Below are 17,349 nucleotides of genomic sequence, written 5' to 3'. Positions count from 1 at the left end.
CGTCCCGGGCCCGGCCCCGCGCCACCGCTCAGGCCTTGGCGGCGCAGATCACGTCGTACGGTCGGCCGATCGCGAGCGTGAGACGCATGGGCTCGGTGGTGCCGGACGGGCACTGCTTCACGTCCTTGACCAGGTCGAGCACCTTGTAGCCGCTGCCGGCGGCCTGGGCGCACGGCACCTCCCGGGCCGTATCGGTCACGCAGTCGCCCCTGACGAGCTGGCCGCCACCCGCACCCGCGTCGCCCGGGTGACCGCCCGAGAGGTTGCGTCCGCAGACGGTCTTGCTGGGGATGCCGCCGCTCTTGTCGCCGCCGGAGCCGAAGGAGATCTTGACCTGGATGATGAGGTCGGTGCCGGCCGGGCACTGGATGGCGTCGGGCAGGATGCTGGCCTCCATCACCGCGAGCGCCTTGAAGGTCGCACCGGAGTCGCCGCAGCCGACCGCGCGGTAGCCGTCGGGCGCGTCGTCCGGGTCGGGGCCGCCGCAGTCGCCGACGTTCCAGGCGCCGTCCTTGCCGCCGGAGGACGACGAGGACGACGAAGACGACGACGACTTGTTCTTGTCGTCGAAGAACTTGGAGGCGCCGTAGGCGAGGCCGAGGATGACCGCGATGATCAACAGCGCCGAGAGGCAGCCGCCGCTCCTGCGCGCGGGCGGCGGGGTCGTGCCGTGCGTGGCCATGGTGCTCCTCCTGCGTCGGGCGTGGGCGCACCGGGGCTCCGCTCACCCGGTGCACGCAGGGGGACGCACCGTGTACATGCCACGGTTCCGCCCTGTCGGTGCGGGAGGACCGCTCGACTACGCGGAGACCAGTGCGGGTTCAGCCGCGTCCAGCGCCGCGAGCTCCGCCAGGGCCGCCGCCACCGATGCCTCGGACGCCGGGAGGAGCGGGAGGCGGACGCCGGGGGTCGGGATGCGGCCCTGGGCGTGGAGGACGGCCTTGACCACCACCGGGTTGGGTTCGGCGAACAGCCGGGCGGAGAGGCGGGTGAGGCGGTGGCCGAGGGCGCGGGCCCGCGCCACGTCGCCGTCGCGCCAGGCGGCGGCGAGCCCGACGAAGCGGTCGGTCGCCAGGTGGGCCGAGGCGAGGATGGCGCCGGGGGCGCCGAGGGCGAGCAGCGGGGAGACGAAGGCGTCGTCGCCCGCCAGGACGGCGAAGCCGGGCGGCAGGTGGCCGAGGAGGTCGACGGTGTCCTGGTCGATGCCACCGACGGCGTACTTGACGCCGATCACGCCCGGGACGGCGGCGAGGGCGCGCAGGGTGCCGGCGTCGAGCGAACGGCCGGTGCGGTACGGGATGTGGTAGACGACCAGCGGTACGGGGCTGTCGGCGGCCAGCCGCGTGAAGTGGGCGATCACCCCCTCCGGCGAGGGGCGCACGAAGGCCGGGACGGTGACCAGGGCGGCCCGCGCCTGCGGCCACCGGGCGAGTCCGGCCAGGTCGCGGGCGGCGGAGGCGGTGGCGCCGCCGCCCGCGCCGATGACGAGCTGTGCGTCGCGCTCCCGGCAGACCCGGGCACACGTGTCGACGACGGCGCGGCGCTCCTCGGGTTCGAGGGCGCCCGCCTCGCCGGTCGTGCCGAGCGCGACGAGCCCGGCGGCACCGTCGTCGAGGACGGAGTGCGCGAGTCCGGCCAGGGCGTCGAGGTCGGGGCGGCCGTCGTGGGCGAAGGGCGTGACGAGGGGAACGTGGATCCCGGAGGGGCTGAAGCCCGGGGCGATGTCGTGTGCGTGGTCCTGTGCCATGCCATTGAGGGTGCTCGGGCCGGACCTTCAGGTCCAGTTCGCATTTTTGATGCGAAGCGTAAGCTGAGCTGATGCTCGATGTGCGACGTCTGCGCCTGCTGCGCGAACTGGCCCTGCGCGGCACCATCGCCGCCGTCGCCGACGCCCTGTCGTTCACCCCGTCGGCGGTGTCGCAACAGCTCGGCACCCTGGAGCGGGAGGCCGGCGTGGCGCTCCTGGAGCGCTCCGGGCGCGGCGTGCGGCTCACGCCGGCCGGCGCGAACCTCGTACGGCACGCGGAGGCGGTCCTGGAACGCCTGGAGCAGGCGGCCGCCGAACTCGCCGAGGCCCGGCACGGACCGGCCGGGCCGCTGCGGATCGGCGCCTTCCCGACCGCGACCCGTGCGATCGTGCCGCAGGCGCTCGTCCTGCTGGCCGCCCGGCATCCGGCCCTGGAGCCGATGGTCTCCGAGACCGATCCGGCCGGGATGGCGCACGCGCTGCGCGCGGGCGACCTCGACGTGGCCCTGGTCCACGACTACGACCTGGTGCCCACGCCCCTGGAGCCGGGGCTCGCCGCCGAGCCGCTGTGCGAGGAGGCGATGTACCTGGCGTCGCCCGAGCCCGCACCCGCGCCCGCTCCCCGGCCCGACGGAGCTGACGAGCCCGCCGACGGAGCCGACGGCCTTGCCGTGCTCGCGCGCCGGCGGGACGCTCCGTGGATCATGGCGGCTCCCGACACGCTGTGCCGGGCCGTGACCGAGCAGGTGTGCCGGACGGCGGGGTTCGTGCCGCGCGTACGGCACCAGGTGGACGAGTTCGCGACGGTGCTCGCCTTCGTGGCGTCGGGCCAGGGCGTGGCGGTCGTACCGGAGTTGGGGGCGACGGACCCACCGCCCGGGGCGTGCCTGACCGCGCTGCCGGTGCGCCGCAGGACCCGGATCGCCTTCCGCAGCGGCGCCGGCACGCACCCGGCGGTCGCGGCGCTCATCGAGGCGCTGCGGGCCTCCGTACCGGAGGGGATGCGGGCAGCCTGACCCCCATGCACCTCAGGATCCCCGCGCGCGTCATGCCCCCCGCGCGCCCCCATGACTCCCGTGCGCGTCATGACGCCCAGGTGCTTCATGACCCCCAGGTGCTTCATGATCGACATGCACACACCGAGGCGCCCGCAGGGCGCCGGAACGGTGGATCAAGGGCGGCCCGGACAGCGGGGCCGGCCGGGAGGGAGGACCATGGCTTCGCAGAGTTTCGACGAGGGTGTCGCCGCGTGGCAGGACTGGCAGGAGGCGCCGTGGGGGCGGCTGCGGTACGCCGTCGCCGAGGCCGATCTCGCGCCGCATCTCGCCGAGTCGGGCGACGGTCCGCTGCGGGTGCTCGATCTCGGCGGCGGGGACGGTGGTGACGCGCTGCGGCTCGCCGCACTCGGCCATCACGTGACCGTCGTCGACTACGCGCCGGCCATGCTGGCCGTCGCGGCGCGCCGCGCCGCCGAGGCGGGCGTGGCCGGTCTCGTCACCTGCGTGGAGGCCGAAGTGGGCGCGCTTCCGGCCGAGTTGGCGGACGGCCGGTTCGATGTGGTGCTCTGCCACGGCCTGTTGCCGTACGCGTCCGACGAGGCGGCGACGCTCGGCGTGGCGCTCGGGGCGCTGCGCGACGGCGGTCTGGTGTCGGTCATCGCCATGAACCGGCATTCGGAGCCGCTGCGTTCGGCCGTGCGGACGATGGATCCGGATGCCGTGCTGCGAGCGCTGGACGCGCCGACCGTGCACACCGAGATGTTCGACGCCGAGCTGCGGCTGCACACGGCCGAGGAGCTGAGCGCGACGCTCCGTGCGCTCGGCTGCGCAGACGTCCACCACTACGGGATCCGGGTGTTCTGCGACTACATCCCCGACGACACGGTGAAGTTCGACCCCGCGTACTACGCCCGCCTGGAGCGCCTGGAGATCGCGACGGCCGGGCGGGCGCCGTACAAGCACACCGCCCGGCTGTTGCACCTCGTCGCCCGGCGGGATCCGGCGGGCGCCCGTCAGAGCAGGTCGGACTCGGCGAAGAGCTCCTCGACCCAGTAGGCGCCCGCCTCGTGGCAGTCCCCGGCCGGGGTGCCGGGGAAGAGCCGGCCCCAGGAGACCGCGCGGCCGATGGCTCCGAGGCGGACGGCGAGGGTCGCGGCGCGGCGCAGCTCGGGCAGGGGCGCGCCCAGCTCGGTCCAGGGCTCCAGATAGGCGTCGCGGACGCCCGCCACGGCTTCGGGCCCGTACCGTTCGCGCACGTCGCGCGCCGGGACGAGGAGGCTGGCGAAGGGGTGTGCCACGCCGGCGTCGCCCCAGTCGAAGAAGGTGAAGCGTCCGGGGGCGGGGGTGAGGACCTGGCCGTCGTGGAGGTCGCAGTGGTCGAGCGAGTCGGGGATGCCGAGGGCGTCGAGCTCCGCGCACCAGTCGAGCAGCCGGGGGCGCCGGGCCCGCAGCGAGCGGCGGGCGTCCGGGGAGAGGGTCGGGTTCTCCTCGACGAGCCGGTCGAAGATCCCGGGCAGGTGGGCGGTGCGGGCGCTGGGCACGCCGAGGGCGGTCAGCCGGTCGGCGTACGGGGTCAGGGCGCGCTGCATGCGCGCGTACTGGCCGACGGCAGCCAGCCAGTCCGCCGCTCCGGCCTCGCCCGCGTCGAGGACGTTCCGCAGGAGCGGGCCTCCGTCGGGGAGCAGTGACCAGCCGTGCTCGGCGTGGACGGCGAGCGGCGTCATCACGTGCTCGGGCACCCACTCGGCGAGCGCGCCGCCGAGGGCCGCCTCGAATCCGGCGGCCGGGGCGCTCGCCTTGAACCAGACGGCGTCGCGCGCACCCGGCCCCGTACGGAAGCGGACGAGGATCGACCAGGGCCGGATCCGCGCCTCTCGCGGTCCCGTCTCGGCCAGGCCGTGGCGGGCGAGTCCCTGCTCGGCCCAGGCGAGGGCGGCCGCGCGCCAGGAGGTCTCGGCCCAGGGCGTGACCGCGTCGGCGAACCGCCCGAGGTCGACCGTCATCGGTACGTCGACCGTCATCGGTACGTCGGGCGTCTCGTCGGGTCGGCGGGTGCCGGTCTCGCTTCGCATCCGGCGATTGCACCAAACGGGCGGAGCCGGTGCACCCGATTTACCGCGACGGCGGCTTACCGCGGCGGCGGCCGGGACCTCATGAGGGCCCGGACCGCCGCGCGGTCGGTACTGCTCAGTCCTGCTGGGCGCGGGCGGCCTTCTCTGCGCGCATCTCCTTGATGCGGACGGTCTCCTTGCGGACCTCCGCCTGGGTGGTGCGCTCCTTCTGGAGCCACTCGGGGTTCTCGTCCTTGAGAGCCTCGATCTGCTCGGTGGTGAGCGCCTCGGTGACTCCGCCGCGGGCGAGGCCGGAGATGGAGATGCCCAGCTTGGCCGCCACGACGGGGCGGGGGTGCGGGCCGGTGCGGCGCAGTTCGCGCAGCCACTCCGGCGGATCGGTCTGGAGGGCGGCGAGCTCGGCACGCGAGACGACACCCTCACGGAACTCGGCGGGGGTGGCATCGAGGTACACACCCAGCTTCTTCGCCGCGGTGGCGGGCTTCATGGTCTGGGCGCTCTGGTGCTGCGTCATGCGACAAGAATATCGGGCAGGGGCGCCCCTGCCGACCACGGCCGGTAATCTGGCCTGGTGACAGGCTCGGACACCTCCTCTTCCCCCGTTCCCTCCGCCTCCGCGGCCGCCGAGGCCGCCGACGCCCCGGCCCAGGGCCCGTCGTTCCGGCTCGCGTACGTGCCGGGCGTGACGCCGGGCAAGTGGGTGGGGATCTGGCGGGAGCGGCTGCCCGACGTGCCCCTTGAGCTGCTGCAGGTGCAGCCGGGCGAGGCCGAGGCGGTGCTGCGGGAGCGCGGCGCCGACGCCGGTTTCGTGCGGCTGCCGGTGGACCGTACGGACCTCAGCGCCATCCCGCTGTACACGGAGCTGACCGTCGTCGTCTGCCCGAAGGACCACGTGGTGGCGGCGGCGGACGAGGTGAGCGTCGAGGACATCGCCGACGAGATCGTGCTGCATCCGCTGGACGACACGCTGGACTGGGACGGCCCGCCGGGACAGCCCGCGTTCGAGCGTCCGGCGACGACGGCCGACGCGATCGAGCTGGTGGCGGCGGGGATCGGGCTGCTGATCGTGCCCCAGTCGCTCGCGCGGCTGCACCACCGCAAGGACCTCACGTACCGGACGATCACGGGGACGCCGCAGTCGCAGGTGGCGCTGTCCTGGCCGGAGGAGGCCACCACGGATCTGGTGGAGGACTTCATCGGGATCGTGCGCGGGCGGACCGTGAACAGCTCGCGCGGCCGGCGGCCGGACGAGAAGTCGGCCAGGGACAAGGGCGCCGGGGACGCGAAGGCCGGGCGTCCGGCGAAGCCGAAGGCGGCCCAGCAGCGGCAGCAGTCCAAGCAGGGCCAGAAGCAGGGACAGGGGCAGAAGCAGGGGCAGAAGCCGGGCGGCGGCCGTCGTACCGGCGGCGCGGCCCCCAAGAGCGGTCGCTCCGGGAAGCCGCGCCGCAAGCCCTGAGCGGGCTCAGGCCGCGGACCAGCCGTCGTCCACCGGCAGCACCGGGCCGGACGTCGGTGATCGTGCCGCCGGGCGCCACGACGTCCGCGACCGCGGCTTTCCTTCCGTCGGTGGCCGTCAGGCCGCGGTCTCGGCGGCCGGCGCCGGCCGGCCGGGCGCCGGTGCGGGGGCGGCCGTGAGGGGCCGTACGGGGATGAGCGAGGCGAGCACGGCCGCCGCGAGGCCCACGCCGCCGCCGATGAGCAGCGCGACCCGGAAGCCGATCTCGGAGGGCAGGAGGTGGCCGCCGAGGTCGGTGGTCAGCTGGGCGAGGACGACGCCGATGACGGCGGCGGAGACGGAGCTGCCGATGGAGCGCATGAGGGTGTTGAAGCTGTTGGCGGAGGCGGTCTCGTGCTGGGGCACGGCGCTCATGATGAGGGCCGGCATCGCTCCGTAGGCGAGTCCGACACCCGTGTTGCAGACGAGGGTGACGGCGAGCAGGCCCCAGGTGGAGCCCATGAGGAGCAGCGAGGAGCCGTAGCCGAGGGCGATGACGAGGCTGCCGACGGCGAGGGTGACCTTGGGGCCGCGGGCGGCGGAGAGCTTCGCGCCGAGCGGGGCGAGGGCCATCATCATCAGGCCGGCGGGGGCCATCCACAGGCCCATGGCCATCATCGACTGGCCGAGGCCGTAGCCGGTGGCCTCGGGGAGCTGGAGCAGCTGCGGGACGACGAGGGACTGCGCGTACATCGCGAAGCCGACGAGGACCGAGGCGGCGTTGGTCATGAGGACCTGCGGTCGGGCGGTGGTGCGCAGGTCGACGAGGGGCTCGCGGGTGCGCAGTTCCCAGGCGCCCCAGGCGAGCAGGACGACGGCCGCGGCGGCGAACAGGCCGAGGGTGGTGGCGCTGTCCCAGCCCCAGACGGAGCCCTTGGAGACGGCGAGGAGCAGGGCGACGAGTCCGCCGCCGAGGCCGAGGGCGCCGGGGACGTCGAAGCGTCCGGCGGCGCCGGTGACGCGGCCGGCGGGGACGAGGGCGAGGACGAGGACGCCGACGAGGAGGCTGAGGGCGGCGGCGACCCAGAAGAGCACGCGCCAGCTGGCGTGCTCGGCGACGGCGGCGGAGAACGGCAGGCCGAGGGCGCCGCCGACGCCCATGGAGGCGCTCATGAGGGCGATGGCGGAGCCGAGCTTCTCGGGCGGCAGGACGTCGCGGAGCAGGCTGATGCCGAGGGGGACGATGCCCATGCCGAGGCCCTGGAGGCCGCGGCCGACGATCATCGGGACGACGGAGCTCGACAGGGCGCAGACGGCGGAGCCGGCGACGAGCGGGACGGTGGATGCGAGGAGCAGCCGGCGCTTGCCGTACATGTCGCCGAGGCGGCCGGCGACGGGGGTGGCGACGGCGGCGGCGAGCAGCGTGGCGGTGATCACCCAGGAGGCGTCGGAGGCACTGGCGTGCAGGAGCGCGGGCAGGTCCCCGATGAGAGGGACGACGAGGGTCTGCATGAGGGCGGCGACGATGCCCGCGAGGGCGAGGACGCCCACGACGCGGCCGGCGCCGCCGGGGCCGGTGGCTGGGGTGGGGGCGGCGGACATGGGCTTCTCCCTGGATCGGTGACCGCGCACGGCGCGCGAGCGATGTGCACCATACATATGATGTGCATCATGCACAACGCGGCTGGGGGCTGCTTATGCTGTGCGGAACGGCAGCCCGCCCCCACCCGCTGGAACACCGCTGGAACAGGAACCCGATGGACAAGCCCACGCATCTGGTCGAATTCGAGACCATGCTTCTCGCTCGGCACTCCCTGCTCCACGCACCCCGCTCCCGGGCGGCCGGCGGCAACCTCGACCGCAGCGCGTACGTCCTGCTCAGCCGGATCCGCATGGACGGGCCGATGTCCATCAGCCAGCTCACCGAGGCCTTCGGCCTGGACACCTCGACGCTCAACCGGCAGACCGCCGCGATGCTCCGCGCCGGGGTCGTCGAGCGCATCGCCGACCCGGACGGCGGCATCGCCCGCAAGTTCCGCATCACCGAGGAGGGCGAGCGGCGGCTCGACGCCGACCGGGCCTTCAACATCGCCGGCCTGGAGCGGGTGCTCGCCGACTGGACGCCCGACGAGGTCGCCGGCTTCGCCGCCACTCTGCAACGCTTCAACCGGGACATCGAACGACTCGACGGGCGGCCCTGGCCGCGCCCCTGACCCGGAAGGCCCCGCTCATGCGCGTCGCCCTGTTCGTCACCTGCGTCAACGACGCCCTGTTCCCGGCGACGGGAGTGGCGACCGTCCGGCTGCTCGAACGCCTCGGCGTCACCGTCGACTTCCCCGCCGCCCAGACGTGCTGCGGGCAGCCGCAGTTCAACACCGGCTACCGCGCCGAGACGGCTCCCCTGGTCCGCCGCACGGTGCGCGCCTTCGCCGGGTACGAGCACGTGGTCACGCCCTCCGGTTCCTGCGCCGCGATGCTCCGCCGCCACTACCCGCAGTTCGGTCCCGAGGCCGCCGAACTCGGGCCCAGGACCTACGAGCTGACGGAGTTCCTGGTCGACGTCCTCGGCGTGACCGACGTCGGCGCCTACTTCCCGCACACCGTCACCTACCACCCCTCCTGCCACGGGCTGCGGCTCCTCGGGCTCGGCGACCGGCCGCGCCGGCTGCTCGGAGCCGTCAAGGGCCTGGAGCTCGTCGAACTGCCCGGCGCGCAGGAGTGCTGCGGCTTCGGCGGCACGTTCGCCGTGAAGAACCCGGACGTGTCGGCGGCGATGGGCGCGGACAAGGTCCGCAACGCGGTGTCGACCGGCGCCGAGGTGCTGTGCGGGGCGGACAGCTCGTGCCTGATGCACCTGGGTGGCACGATGAGCCGGATGAAGGTGCTGCCGGGCATGCGGCCGGTGCACCTCGCGGAGATCCTGGCGAGCACGGAAGAGGAGCCCCTGGCATGAGCGGCACGTTCCTCGGCATGCCGGCGTTTCCGAAGGCCGCGCACGACGCCGTGCGCGACGAGACCCTCCGCGCCAACCTGAGGCACGCCACCCACACCATCCGCGACAAGCGGGCCCGGGCGGTCGCCGAGCTCGACGACTGGGCGGAGCTGCGCGAGGCGGGCCGGCGGATCAAGGACCACACGCTCCGTCATCTCGACCGCTATCTGCTCCGGTTGGAGGAGGCGGTGACGGCGGCGGGCGGCACGGTGCACTGGGCGGCGGGCGCCGCCGAGGCCAACCGGATCGTCGCCGGCCTGGTGAAGGAGACCGGCGAGACGGAGGTCGTGAAGGTCAAGTCGATGGCCACCCAGGAGATCGGGCTCAACGAGGCCTTGGCCGCCGAGGGCATCCGCGCCTACGAGACCGACCTGGCGGAGCTCATCGTCCAGCTGGGCGACGACCGGCCCTCGCACATCCTCGTCCCGGCGATCCACCGCAACCGGGGCGAGATCCGGGACGTCTTCCGCTCCGAGATGGGCAACTGGGGCCGCCCGGCGCCAAAGGACCTCACCGACGCGCCCGCCGAGCTCGCCGAGGCCGCCCGGCTGCACCTCCGCGAGAAGTTCCTGAGCGCGAAGGTCGGCATCTCCGGCGCCAACTTCATGGTGGCCGAGACCGGCACGCTCGTCGTGGTCGAGTCCGAGGGCAACGGGCGGATGTGCCTCACCCTCCCCGAGACCCTGATCTCGGTCGTCGGCATCGAGAAGGTCGTGCCCACCTGGCGGGACCTGGAGGTGTTCCTGCAGACATTGCCGCGCTCCTCGACCGCCGAGCGGATGAACCCGTACACGTCGATGTGGACCGGCACCACCGACGGCGACGGGCCCACCGACTTCCACCTCGTGCTGCTCGACGCGGGCCGCACCGACGTCCTCGCCGACGCCACCGGCCGGCAGGCGCTGCGCTGCATCCGCTGCTCGGCGTGCCTCAACGTCTGCCCGGTGTACGAGCGGGCCGGCGGCCACGCCTACGGCTCCGTCTACCCGGGGCCGATCGGCGCGATCCTCACGCCCCAGCTGCGCGGTACGGCGAGCGAGATCGACGCCTCGCTGCCGTACGCCTCCTCGCTCTGCGGCGCCTGCTACGAGGTGTGCCCGGTCGCCATCGACATCCCCGAGGTCCTCGTGCACCTGCGCGAGCGGGTCGCCGGGCAGGGCGGCCCGGGGCACCGGCTCGAACGCGCGGCGGTGAAGGCGGCGGGCTGGGTGCTCGACCGGCCCGGCGTGCTGGCCGCCGGGGAGCGCCTCGCGGCCCGCACCCGCGCGCTGCACCCGAGGAACCCGCCGGGCGCCGGCGCCTGGACCGGGACCAGAGACCTGCCGGAGCTGCCCGAGGAGCCGTTCCGCGAGTGGTGGAGGAAGAACCGCTCATGACCTCTTCCAGGGACCTGATCCTGGCCCGGATCCGCGCGGCCGTCGCCGGAGCGCCCGAGGCGCCCGGGCCGGAGCGCCGCTACCGGGAGCGGCACGCGCCCGGCGACCCGGCCGCGCTCACCGGTCTGCTGCACGAGAACCTCGCCGACTACCGTGCCGTCGTCCACCGCTCCGACCCCGACGGCCTGGCGGAGCTGATCGGCCGGCTGCTCGCCGGGCACGGTGCCCGCAGTGTCGCCGTACCGCCCGGGCTGCCGGAGGAATGGCTGTCGGGACGGGGCGCTGACGTCGAACTCCGCCCCGACGACGGTTCGCTGACGGCCCGTCGGCTGGACGCGACGGACGCGGTGGTGACCGGCTGCGCCGTCGCGGTCGCCGAGACCGGCACGATCGTCCTCGACGGCGGCCCGGGGCAGGGCCGGCGCGCGCTCACCCTCGTACCTGATCTGCACGTGTGCGTCGTACGGGTGCCGGACCAGGTGGTGGCGTCGGTACCGCTCGCGCTGCCCCTGCTGGCTCCGGCGCGGCCGCTGACCTGGATCTCCGGGCCGTCTGCGACGAGCGACATCGAGCTCGACCGGGTGGAGGGGGTGCACGGGCCGCGCCGCCTGGAGGTCGTCCTGGTGGGCTCCGGTCAGACGTCGAGCGGCAGGCCGGTGTAGTTCTCGGCGAGCTCGGTCGCCGCGTGAGGCGAGGTGGCGATCCGGTCCAGCTGGGACTGCTGGAGGCGGGTGTCGAAGGGCGACTGGGCCGGGTCGGCGTGCAGGGTGGTGGTCATGAAGTACGAGAAGTGCTCGGCCCGCCACACCCGGCGCAGGCAGGTGTCGGAGTAGGCGTCGAGCAGCTCGGTGGAGCCGGTCTCCTGCAGGTGCGCGAAGGCGCGGGCCAGGACGATGACGTCGGCGGCGGCGAGGTTCAGGCCCTTGGCGCCGGTCGGGGGCACGATGTGCGCCGCGTCGCCGGCGAGCAGGATCCGGCCGAAGCGCATCGGCTCGGTGACCGAACTGCGCATCGGCAGTACGGACTTCTGGGTGACCGTGCCCCGGGTGAGGCGCCAGCCGGGGTCGGCGTCCAGGGCGAGGCGGGCGTCGAGTTCGTCCCAGACGCGCTCGTCGGGCCAGTCGGCCGGGTCGGTGCCGTTGGGGACCTGGAGGTAGAGCCGGCTGACGGACGGCGAGCGCATGCTGGCGAGGGCGAAGCCGCGCTCGGAGTGGGCGTAGATCAGCTCGTCGTAGACGGGCGGGGCGTCGGCGAGGATGCCGAGCCAGGAGTAGGGATAGGTGCGCTCGAAGGTGCGCCGTTCGGTCTCGGGCACGGCGTTCCTGGTGACGCCGTGGTAGCCGTCGCAGCCGACGACGTAGTCGCAGGTCAGTATCTGTTCGCGGCCCTCGTGGGTGAAGCGGACGCGGGGGCGGTCGGTGTCGGCGCCCTCGACGGCGAGGGCCTCGGCCTCGAAGAGCAGCGGGCCGCCTTCGGCGAGCTGGAGGGCGACGAGGTCCTTGACGACCTCGGTCTGGGCGTAGACCCAGACGCGCCGGCCGCCGGTGAGGTCCGGGAAGTCGACGCGGGTGGCGCGGCCGTCGTGGCGGAGTTCGATGCCGTCGTGCGGGAGGCCCTCGGTGTCGAGGCGGGCGCCCGCGCCGGCGGCGCGCAGCGCGTCGACGGTGGCCTGTTCGAGGATGCCGGCGCGCTGGCGGCGTTCGACGTAGGCGCGGTCGCGGCTCTCCAGGACGACGCTGTCGATGCCCGCGCGGTGCAGCAGGCGGGCCAGGAGCAGGCCGGAGGGGCCGCCGCCGATGATGCCGACGGTGGTGTGCATGAGGTCTCCTCGTCGCGTCGAATCGTGATCCGTGCAGAGTTGTTCGCATAGGCTGTTCGCATAGTGAAGACATCTTCACTATGCTGGGAGTCTGGTTGCGGTCGGGCCCGCCTGTCAACGGGGTGCGCCACCCTGACCGCACGCGCATTCACTACGGTGGAGCGAAGATCCACGACGGAGAGCCGATGCCAGCGACGAGCCACGACACGACCGACGACGCACCGCCCGAGGCGGTGACGCCGCTGCTGCGCGGAATCGGCGTGCTGCGCCGGCTCACCGACGCGGGCGGCCGGCTGCCGGTCGGCGAACTCGAACGCGCCACGGGGCTCGCCCGCTCCACGGTCGACCGGGTCACCGGCACGCTCGCCCGCATGGGATACGTGCGGAGCGAGGGCCGCGACATCGTGCTCGCGCCCCGGCTGCTCGAACTCGGCAACGCCTACCTCGCCTCCGTACGGCTGCCCGACCTGCTCGGCGGGCGCGCCGAGGCGCTCGCCGACGAGCTGGACGAGTCGGTGTCGCTCGCGGTCGCCGACGGCGACGGCATCCGCTTCGTCCACCAGGCGACCCGGCGCCGGGCCATGTCGGTGAGCTTCCGCATCGGCGACCTGCTGCCGGCCGAACGCACGGCGCCCGGTGTGCTGTTCGCCTCGGAGTGGGACGAGCCGGCGTGGACGTGCTGGCGGGACCGCCGGGCGGCCGATCCGGCCGGGCTCGGCTTTCCCGCCCTGCCCCCGGCCATCCCGTCCGCCGCCGGCGCGGGCGACTTCGCGGCGCGCGCCGCCGAGGCGGGCGAGGCCGGCTTCGCGGTCGACGACCAGCTGGTCGAGCCGGGGCTCGTGGCGCTCGCGGTGCCGGTGCGCGGGGCCGACGGACGGATCGCCTGCGTCCTCAGCGCCGTGAGCCACACCAGCCGGCACGACGCCGCCTCGCTGCGCACGGCCCTGCTGCCGCGGCTGCGCGCCGCGGCCGACGCGATGGCGCGGGAGCTGCGGGACGCGCCGGCGGCGGAGCCGGCCGCGCCGAGCGGGCTCGCCGCCTGGACCGGTGCCTCCAAGCAGGAGCTGGGCCGGGAGTTCGTGGAGTCGCTGGCGCGCGGACTCACGGTGATCACGGCGTTCGGCACCGGCCGGGCCGCGCTTGCGCTGACGGCCGTCGCCGAGGCCACCGGTCTGGCCCGGGCCACGGCCCGGCGCGCCCTGATCACCCTGGAGCACATGGGCTGTGTGGCGGTGGACGGACGGGAGTTCCGGCTGACACCTCGGGTGCTCTCGCTGGGCTTCGCCCCGCTGTCACGGACCACGCTCACCCGGATCGCCCAGCCGCACCTGGCCGCCCTGGCGGAGCGGGTGCGCGAATCCACGTCGCTGGCCGTCCTGACCGGCGGCGAGGTCCAGTACACCGGCCGGGTCGAGACCAGCCGCATCATGAACGTCCACATCACCCTCGGCACCCGCTTCCCCGCGTACGCGACCTCCATGGGCCGCGTCCTGCTCGCGGACCTCCCGGCCGCCGACCGCGCCGCCCGGCTCGCCGGCTCCGAGCTGCGGGCCCTCACCCCGCGCACCGTGACCGGCCGCGCCGAACTCGACGCGCTCCTGGACCGGGTGGCGGTCGACGGGTACGCGCTGGTCGACGAGGAGCTGGAGGAAGGGCTGCGGTCGATCGCGATGCCGGTGCGCGACCGGGCGGGCCGGGTCGTCGCCGCCGTGAACGTGGCCCTGCACGCCGCCCGCCGCTCGCGCGAGGAGTGCGTGCGCGAGGTGCTGCCGGAGCTGGCGGCCGCGATCGCCGGGATCGAGGAGGATCTGCACGTCACGGAGCGCTTCGCCCGGGTTCCGGCGCACTGAGCTCCTCGCCGAGGACGCGCTGGGCGACGGCGAAGGCGGCGTTGGCGGCCGGGACGCCGCAGTAGACGGCCGTCTGGAGGAGGGCGGCGGCGATCTCCTCGTCGGTGAGGCCGTTGCGCCGGGCCGCGCGCAGGTGCAGGGCGAGTTCCTCGTGGTGGCCGTGGGCGACGAGCGCGGTGAGGGTGATCAGGCTGCGTTCACGGCGGCTGAGCGTCGGGTCGGTCCAGATCTCGCCCCACGCGTAGCGGGAGATGAAGTCCTGGAAGCGGCCGGTGAGTGCGGTCTGGCGCGCCTGGGCCCGGTCGACGTGGGCGTCGCCGAGCACTTCGCGGCGGACCTTCATGCCGCTCCGCGCGAAGCCGTCAGTGAAGTGGGCGCGCAGCGCGGCGAGCACGGGCTCCGGGCGCTCGGCGACGGCCAGGTGCGAGGCGCCGGGGATCTCCGTGAGCGCGGAGCGGGCGACGGCGTCGGCGATCTCGCGCAGATGGGCCGGCGGGGTCGCCGGGTCGTCGCGGCCGGCGATGAGCAGGGTGGGCGCGGTGATGCCGGCGAGGCGGTCGCGCAGGTCGAACGCGGCGAGCGCGTCGCAGCACGCCGCGTACGCCCCGGGGTCTGCGGCCCGGTGGTCCTCGACCAGGCGCGGCAGGGTGAACCCGGGCGTGAACCAGCGGGCGTCGGCGGTGTCGGCGAGCCGCTCCAGGCCCTCGCGCCTGACCGTCGCCGCGCGCTCCTCCCACGGCGCGGCGCCGCCGAAGTGGGCGGAGGAGCAGAGGACGGCGAGGCGTTCGATCCGCTCGGGGTGGTGGGCGGCGAGGTGGAGGCCGACGGCGCCGCCGAGGGACACTCCTGCGTACGAGAAGCGGTCGGCGCCCAGGCCGTCGGCGAGGTCGAGGACCAGCCGCGCGAGGTCGGCGACGGTCGCGCCGGGTCCGATGAGCCCGGCGGGTGAGCGGCCGTGACCGGGCAGGTCCCAGCGTACGACCCGGTGGGTGAGGGAGAGTTCGGGGGCGACGGCGTCCCACAGGGCGGTGGAGGTGCCGAGCGAGGGGCCGAGGACGAGGACCGGGGCGGTGGCGGGTCCTTCGGCGACGTGGTGGAGGGTGCGGTCGGTCAACGTCGCTCCAGGGCTTGGTCGGTGAGGGCTCCGGCGCATCCGGTGGCGCGGGCGGGATCGGCGAGGGCAGTCAGCTCGGCGGCGTCGATGCCGCCCAATTCAGCCTGCTCCGCGAGGAGTTCGGCGAGCGGTCGGCCCTCGGCGCGCGTACGGGTGGCGAGTTCGGCCAGGAGCGCGCGGGCCCTGGCCCGGCCGAGGCGCGGGGCGAGCGCGGTGGCGAGCCGTTCGGCGACGAGGAGTCCGCCGGTGAGGCCGAGGTGGGCGCGCATGGCGTCCGGGTCGACGCGGAGCCCTTCGGCGAGCGCGGCCGCGTGGTGGGCGGCGCCGCCCACCAGGCGCAGCAGTTCGCGGAGCGGTTCCCACTCGGCGTGCCAGGCGCCGGCGGGCCGCTCGTCCTCGGCTGCGAGGCAGGAGTACAGGCTCGCCGCGAGGTGCGGGGCACGGCGGGCGGCGGAGGCGACGAGGGTGGCGCGGACGGGGTTCGCCTTGTGCGGCATGGCGGACGAGCCGCCGCCCTCGCCCTCGGCGAGCTCGGCGATCTCGGTGCGCGAGAGGGTCAGCACGTCCGCGGCGAGCTTGCCGAGCGCCCCGGCGGTGAGCGCGAGGACGCCGGCGAGGTCGGCGACCGGGGTGCGCAGGGTGTGCCAGGGCAACAGGGGTACGGCGAGGCCGAGTTCGCGGGCGTACGCGGCGGGCAGCGCGGTCGCGTCCGCGGCGCCGCCCGCGGAGTCGGCTGCGTCGGCTGCGTCGGCTGCGTCGGCGAAGGCTGCCAGGGTTCCGGCGGCGCCGCCGAGTTGGGCGGGCAGCCCGTCCCGTACCGCGGTGATCCGGTCCCGGGCGTCGAGCACCAGCGACCGCCATCCCGCCGCCTTGAGGCCGAAGGTGGTGGGGACGGCGTGCTGGGTGAGGGTGCGGCCGGGCATGACGGTGTCGCGGTGGGCGGCGGCGAGGGCGGCGAGCGCCCGTTCCGTACGGGCGAGGTCGGCCAGGACGAGGCCGAGGGCGCGGGTGGCCACCAGCATGGCGGCGGTGTCCATGACGTCCTGGCTGGTCGCGCCCCGGTGGACGTACGGCCCCCACTCCCCCGCCGCCGCGGTCAGGTCGGCGACCAGTGGGATGACCGGATTGCCGCCGGCGCGGGCGCGCAGGGCGATCGCGCGGACGTCGAGGCGTCCGGGGTCGGCCGCCGCCGCGGTCACGGCGCGGGCGGCCTCCGCCGGCGCGGTTCCGGTGGCGGCCTGGGCGCGGGTGAGGGCGGCCTCGGCGTCGAGCAGGGCCTGGAGGAACGCGCGGTCGCCGGTGGCGGTCTCGGCCGGTGAGCCCGCGCGCACGGGGTCGAGGAGCCCCGAGTCGGGCAGCTCCTCGTCGGCGGCGGCCGTCACGGGAACTCCAGGAACACGGTCTCGCCCTCGCCCTGGAGGCGGATGTCGAAGCGGTGGGTACGGTACGGCTCCGCGGCGGCGATCAGGGTGGCGCGCCGGTCGGCGGGGAGCCGGTCGAGCAGCGGGTCGGGGCCGTCGGCGAGGTAGGCGCGGGTGTAGAGGTGGTGGAGGAGTCCGCGGGCGAACACACAGACGCTGATGTGCGGTTGACCGGGATTGCCGGGCGGCAGGGTGTGCAGCGTGTAGTGGCCGTCGGCGTCGGTGGCGACACGGCCGAAGCCGGTGAAGTCTGTGCCGTTGCGGCCGAGGTGGCCGCCGGTGACGGGGTCGCGGCGCAGCGAGCCGGGGGCGCCGGCGAGCGAGCCGTCGGGGCCGGCCTGCCAGAACTCCAGGAGTGCGTCGGGCACGGGGTCGCCCGCGCCGTCCAGGACGTGGCCGTGCAGGGTGATGCGTTCGGGGTGTCCTTCGGGGGCGACGCGCTCGCCGCCGGGGAAGGGCAGGGCGTAGCCGTAGAAGGGGCCGACGGTGGATGAGGCGGTCGGCGGCAGCAGGGGCTCCATGGTG

At 74.9% G+C, this 17,349-nt stretch carries 17 protein-coding genes; 8 read left to right on the top strand and 9 right to left on the bottom strand.

The window, feature by feature from the left end:
- Window positions 1–28: 28 nt before the first annotated feature.
- Window positions 29–682, bottom strand: coding sequence for a hypothetical protein (locus ACFYU9_RS24285; RefSeq protein WP_389211667.1), 654 nt, complete (start codon window positions 680–682; stop codon window positions 29–31).
- Between the two features lie 117 nt (window positions 683–799).
- Window positions 800–1,747, bottom strand: coding sequence for a dihydrodipicolinate synthase family protein (locus ACFYU9_RS24280; RefSeq protein WP_389211665.1), 948 nt, complete (start codon window positions 1,745–1,747; stop codon window positions 800–802).
- 71 nt (window positions 1,748–1,818) lie between these two features.
- Here ACFYU9_RS24280 and ACFYU9_RS24275 point away from each other — a divergent pair, with 71 nt between their 5' ends.
- Together ACFYU9_RS24275 and ACFYU9_RS24270 are read left to right on the top strand one after the other, a co-directional pair.
- Window positions 1,819–2,763, top strand: a complete 945-nt coding sequence (locus ACFYU9_RS24275) for a LysR substrate-binding domain-containing protein (RefSeq protein WP_389211663.1) — start codon at window positions 1,819–1,821, stop codon at window positions 2,761–2,763.
- A gap of 198 nt (window positions 2,764–2,961) precedes the next feature.
- The gene (locus tag ACFYU9_RS24270) at window positions 2,962–3,801 is read left to right on the top strand and encodes a methyltransferase domain-containing protein (RefSeq protein ID WP_389211661.1); all 840 of its coding nucleotides are present in this window, start codon (window positions 2,962–2,964) and stop codon (window positions 3,799–3,801) included.
- On the opposite strand, the gene ACFYU9_RS24265 is transcribed toward ACFYU9_RS24270, so the two are convergent.
- Together ACFYU9_RS24265 and ACFYU9_RS24260 are read right to left on the bottom strand one after the other, a co-directional pair.
- Entirely contained in the window at window positions 3,759–4,817 is a 1,059-nt protein-coding gene (locus ACFYU9_RS24265; RefSeq protein ID WP_389211659.1) for a phosphotransferase, read from the bottom strand. The genes ACFYU9_RS24270 and ACFYU9_RS24265 overlap by 43 nt on opposite strands.
- 115 nt (window positions 4,818–4,932) lie before the next feature.
- Window positions 4,933–5,331, bottom strand: a complete 399-nt coding sequence (locus tag ACFYU9_RS24260) for a DUF5997 family protein (RefSeq protein WP_389211657.1) — start codon at window positions 5,329–5,331, stop codon at window positions 4,933–4,935.
- A gap of 159 nt (window positions 5,332–5,490) precedes the next feature.
- Here ACFYU9_RS24260 and ACFYU9_RS24255 point away from each other — a divergent pair, with 159 nt between their 5' ends.
- Window positions 5,491–6,273, top strand: coding sequence for a LysR family transcriptional regulator substrate-binding protein (locus ACFYU9_RS24255; RefSeq protein ID WP_389212356.1), 783 nt, complete (start codon window positions 5,491–5,493; stop codon window positions 6,271–6,273).
- A gap of 117 nt (window positions 6,274–6,390) precedes the next feature.
- Here ACFYU9_RS24255 and ACFYU9_RS24250 read toward each other — a convergent pair whose 3' ends face one another.
- Window positions 6,391–7,854 carry an MFS transporter gene (locus ACFYU9_RS24250; RefSeq protein ID WP_389211656.1) on the bottom strand — a complete coding sequence of 488 codons (1,464 nt, stop codon included), beginning with the start codon at window positions 7,852–7,854 and terminating at the stop codon, window positions 6,391–6,393.
- 155 nt (window positions 7,855–8,009) lie between these two features.
- Between ACFYU9_RS24250 and ACFYU9_RS24245 the strand changes: the two genes are divergently transcribed.
- Genes ACFYU9_RS24245 through ACFYU9_RS24230 form a run of 4 tightly spaced genes read left to right on the top strand, consistent with a single transcriptional unit; the run spans window position 8,010 to window position 11,282 of the window.
- Window positions 8,010–8,465 (top strand): MarR family winged helix-turn-helix transcriptional regulator, encoded by a 456-nt coding sequence (locus ACFYU9_RS24245; protein WP_389211654.1) that lies wholly within the window; start codon window positions 8,010–8,012, stop codon window positions 8,463–8,465.
- A gap of 17 nt (window positions 8,466–8,482) precedes the next feature.
- A complete protein-coding gene (locus ACFYU9_RS24240; RefSeq protein ID WP_389211653.1) occupies window positions 8,483–9,205 on the top strand; it encodes a (Fe-S)-binding protein in 723 nt (240 codons plus the stop codon).
- Entirely contained in the window at window positions 9,202–10,620 is a 1,419-nt protein-coding gene (locus ACFYU9_RS24235) for a lactate utilization protein B (RefSeq protein WP_389211651.1), read from the top strand. The genes ACFYU9_RS24240 and ACFYU9_RS24235 overlap by 4 nt, the downstream gene beginning before the upstream one ends.
- The gene (locus ACFYU9_RS24230; RefSeq protein WP_389211649.1) at window positions 10,617–11,282 is read left to right on the top strand and encodes a lactate utilization protein C; all 666 of its coding nucleotides are present in this window, start codon (window positions 10,617–10,619) and stop codon (window positions 11,280–11,282) included. The genes ACFYU9_RS24235 and ACFYU9_RS24230 overlap by 4 nt, the downstream gene beginning before the upstream one ends.
- On the opposite strand, the gene ACFYU9_RS24225 is transcribed toward ACFYU9_RS24230, so the two are convergent.
- Window positions 11,255–12,439 (bottom strand): 4-hydroxybenzoate 3-monooxygenase, encoded by a 1,185-nt coding sequence (locus ACFYU9_RS24225; protein ID WP_389211647.1) that lies wholly within the window; start codon window positions 12,437–12,439, stop codon window positions 11,255–11,257. The two genes, ACFYU9_RS24230 and ACFYU9_RS24225, sit on opposite strands and share 28 nt — an antisense overlap.
- A 185-nt stretch (window positions 12,440–12,624) precedes the next feature.
- Here ACFYU9_RS24225 and ACFYU9_RS24220 point away from each other — a divergent pair, with 185 nt between their 5' ends.
- A complete protein-coding gene (locus ACFYU9_RS24220; RefSeq protein WP_389211645.1) occupies window positions 12,625–14,289 on the top strand; it encodes an IclR family transcriptional regulator C-terminal domain-containing protein in 1,665 nt (554 codons plus the stop codon).
- Here ACFYU9_RS24220 and pcaD read toward each other — a convergent pair.
- From pcaD to pcaG, 3 genes are read right to left on the bottom strand one after another with little or no spacing between them, the layout of a single operon-like run.
- Window positions 14,255–15,403, bottom strand: a complete 1,149-nt coding sequence (gene pcaD / locus ACFYU9_RS24215) for a 3-oxoadipate enol-lactonase (protein ID WP_389211643.1) — start codon at window positions 15,401–15,403, stop codon at window positions 14,255–14,257. The genes ACFYU9_RS24220 and pcaD overlap by 35 nt on opposite strands.
- The gene (pcaB, locus tag ACFYU9_RS24210) at window positions 15,400–16,785 is read right to left on the bottom strand and encodes a 3-carboxy-cis,cis-muconate cycloisomerase (RefSeq protein WP_389211642.1); all 1,386 of its coding nucleotides are present in this window, start codon (window positions 16,783–16,785) and stop codon (window positions 15,400–15,402) included. Before pcaB ends, pcaD begins: the two co-directional genes overlap by 4 nt.
- Window positions 16,782–17,345 (bottom strand): protocatechuate 3,4-dioxygenase subunit alpha, encoded by a 564-nt coding sequence (pcaG, locus tag ACFYU9_RS24205; RefSeq protein WP_389211640.1) that lies wholly within the window; start codon window positions 17,343–17,345, stop codon window positions 16,782–16,784. Before pcaG ends, pcaB begins: the two co-directional genes overlap by 4 nt.
- Window positions 17,346–17,349 lie beyond the last annotated feature (4 nt).

It is taken from the genome of Streptomyces sp. NPDC004327 (assembly GCF_042873935.1).
GTDB lineage: Bacteria > Actinomycetota > Actinomycetes > Streptomycetales > Streptomycetaceae > Streptomyces.
Note: the sequence above shows the minus strand (reverse complement) of the source record. Positions and strands in the feature narration are given on the sequence as shown.

What these genes read in the sequence shown, in the direction of transcription:
- ACFYU9_RS24245 (WP_389211654.1), top strand. Translation starts at nt 8,010, where the DNA reads ATGGACAAGCCCACGCATCTGGTCGAATTCGAGACCATGCTTCTCGCT.
- ACFYU9_RS24235 (WP_389211651.1), top strand. Translation starts at nt 9,202, where the DNA reads ATGAGCGGCACGTTCCTCGGCATGCCGGCGTTTCCGAAGGCCGCGCAC.
- ACFYU9_RS24280 (WP_389211665.1), bottom strand. Translation starts at nt 1,747, where the DNA reads ATGGCACAGGACCACGCACACGACATCGCCCCGGGCTTCAGCCCCTCC.
- ACFYU9_RS24260 (WP_389211657.1), bottom strand. Translation starts at nt 5,331, where the DNA reads ATGACGCAGCACCAGAGCGCCCAGACCATGAAGCCCGCCACCGCGGCG.
- ACFYU9_RS24275 (WP_389211663.1), top strand. Translation starts at nt 1,819, where the DNA reads ATGCTCGATGTGCGACGTCTGCGCCTGCTGCGCGAACTGGCCCTGCGC.
- ACFYU9_RS24240 (WP_389211653.1), top strand. Translation starts at nt 8,483, where the DNA reads ATGCGCGTCGCCCTGTTCGTCACCTGCGTCAACGACGCCCTGTTCCCG.
- ACFYU9_RS24285 (WP_389211667.1), bottom strand. Translation starts at nt 682, where the DNA reads ATGGCCACGCACGGCACGACCCCGCCGCCCGCGCGCAGGAGCGGCGGC.
- ACFYU9_RS24220 (WP_389211645.1), top strand. Translation starts at nt 12,625, where the DNA reads ATGCCAGCGACGAGCCACGACACGACCGACGACGCACCGCCCGAGGCG.
- ACFYU9_RS24225 (WP_389211647.1), bottom strand. Translation starts at nt 12,439, where the DNA reads ATGCACACCACCGTCGGCATCATCGGCGGCGGCCCCTCCGGCCTGCTC.
- pcaG (WP_389211640.1), bottom strand. Translation starts at nt 17,345, where the DNA reads ATGGAGCCCCTGCTGCCGCCGACCGCCTCATCCACCGTCGGCCCCTTC.
- ACFYU9_RS24265 (WP_389211659.1), bottom strand. Translation starts at nt 4,817, where the DNA reads ATGCGAAGCGAGACCGGCACCCGCCGACCCGACGAGACGCCCGACGTA.
- ACFYU9_RS24250 (WP_389211656.1), bottom strand. Translation starts at nt 7,854, where the DNA reads ATGTCCGCCGCCCCCACCCCAGCCACCGGCCCCGGCGGCGCCGGCCGC.
- ACFYU9_RS24270 (WP_389211661.1), top strand. Translation starts at nt 2,962, where the DNA reads ATGGCTTCGCAGAGTTTCGACGAGGGTGTCGCCGCGTGGCAGGACTGG.
- ACFYU9_RS24230 (WP_389211649.1), top strand. Translation starts at nt 10,617, where the DNA reads ATGACCTCTTCCAGGGACCTGATCCTGGCCCGGATCCGCGCGGCCGTC.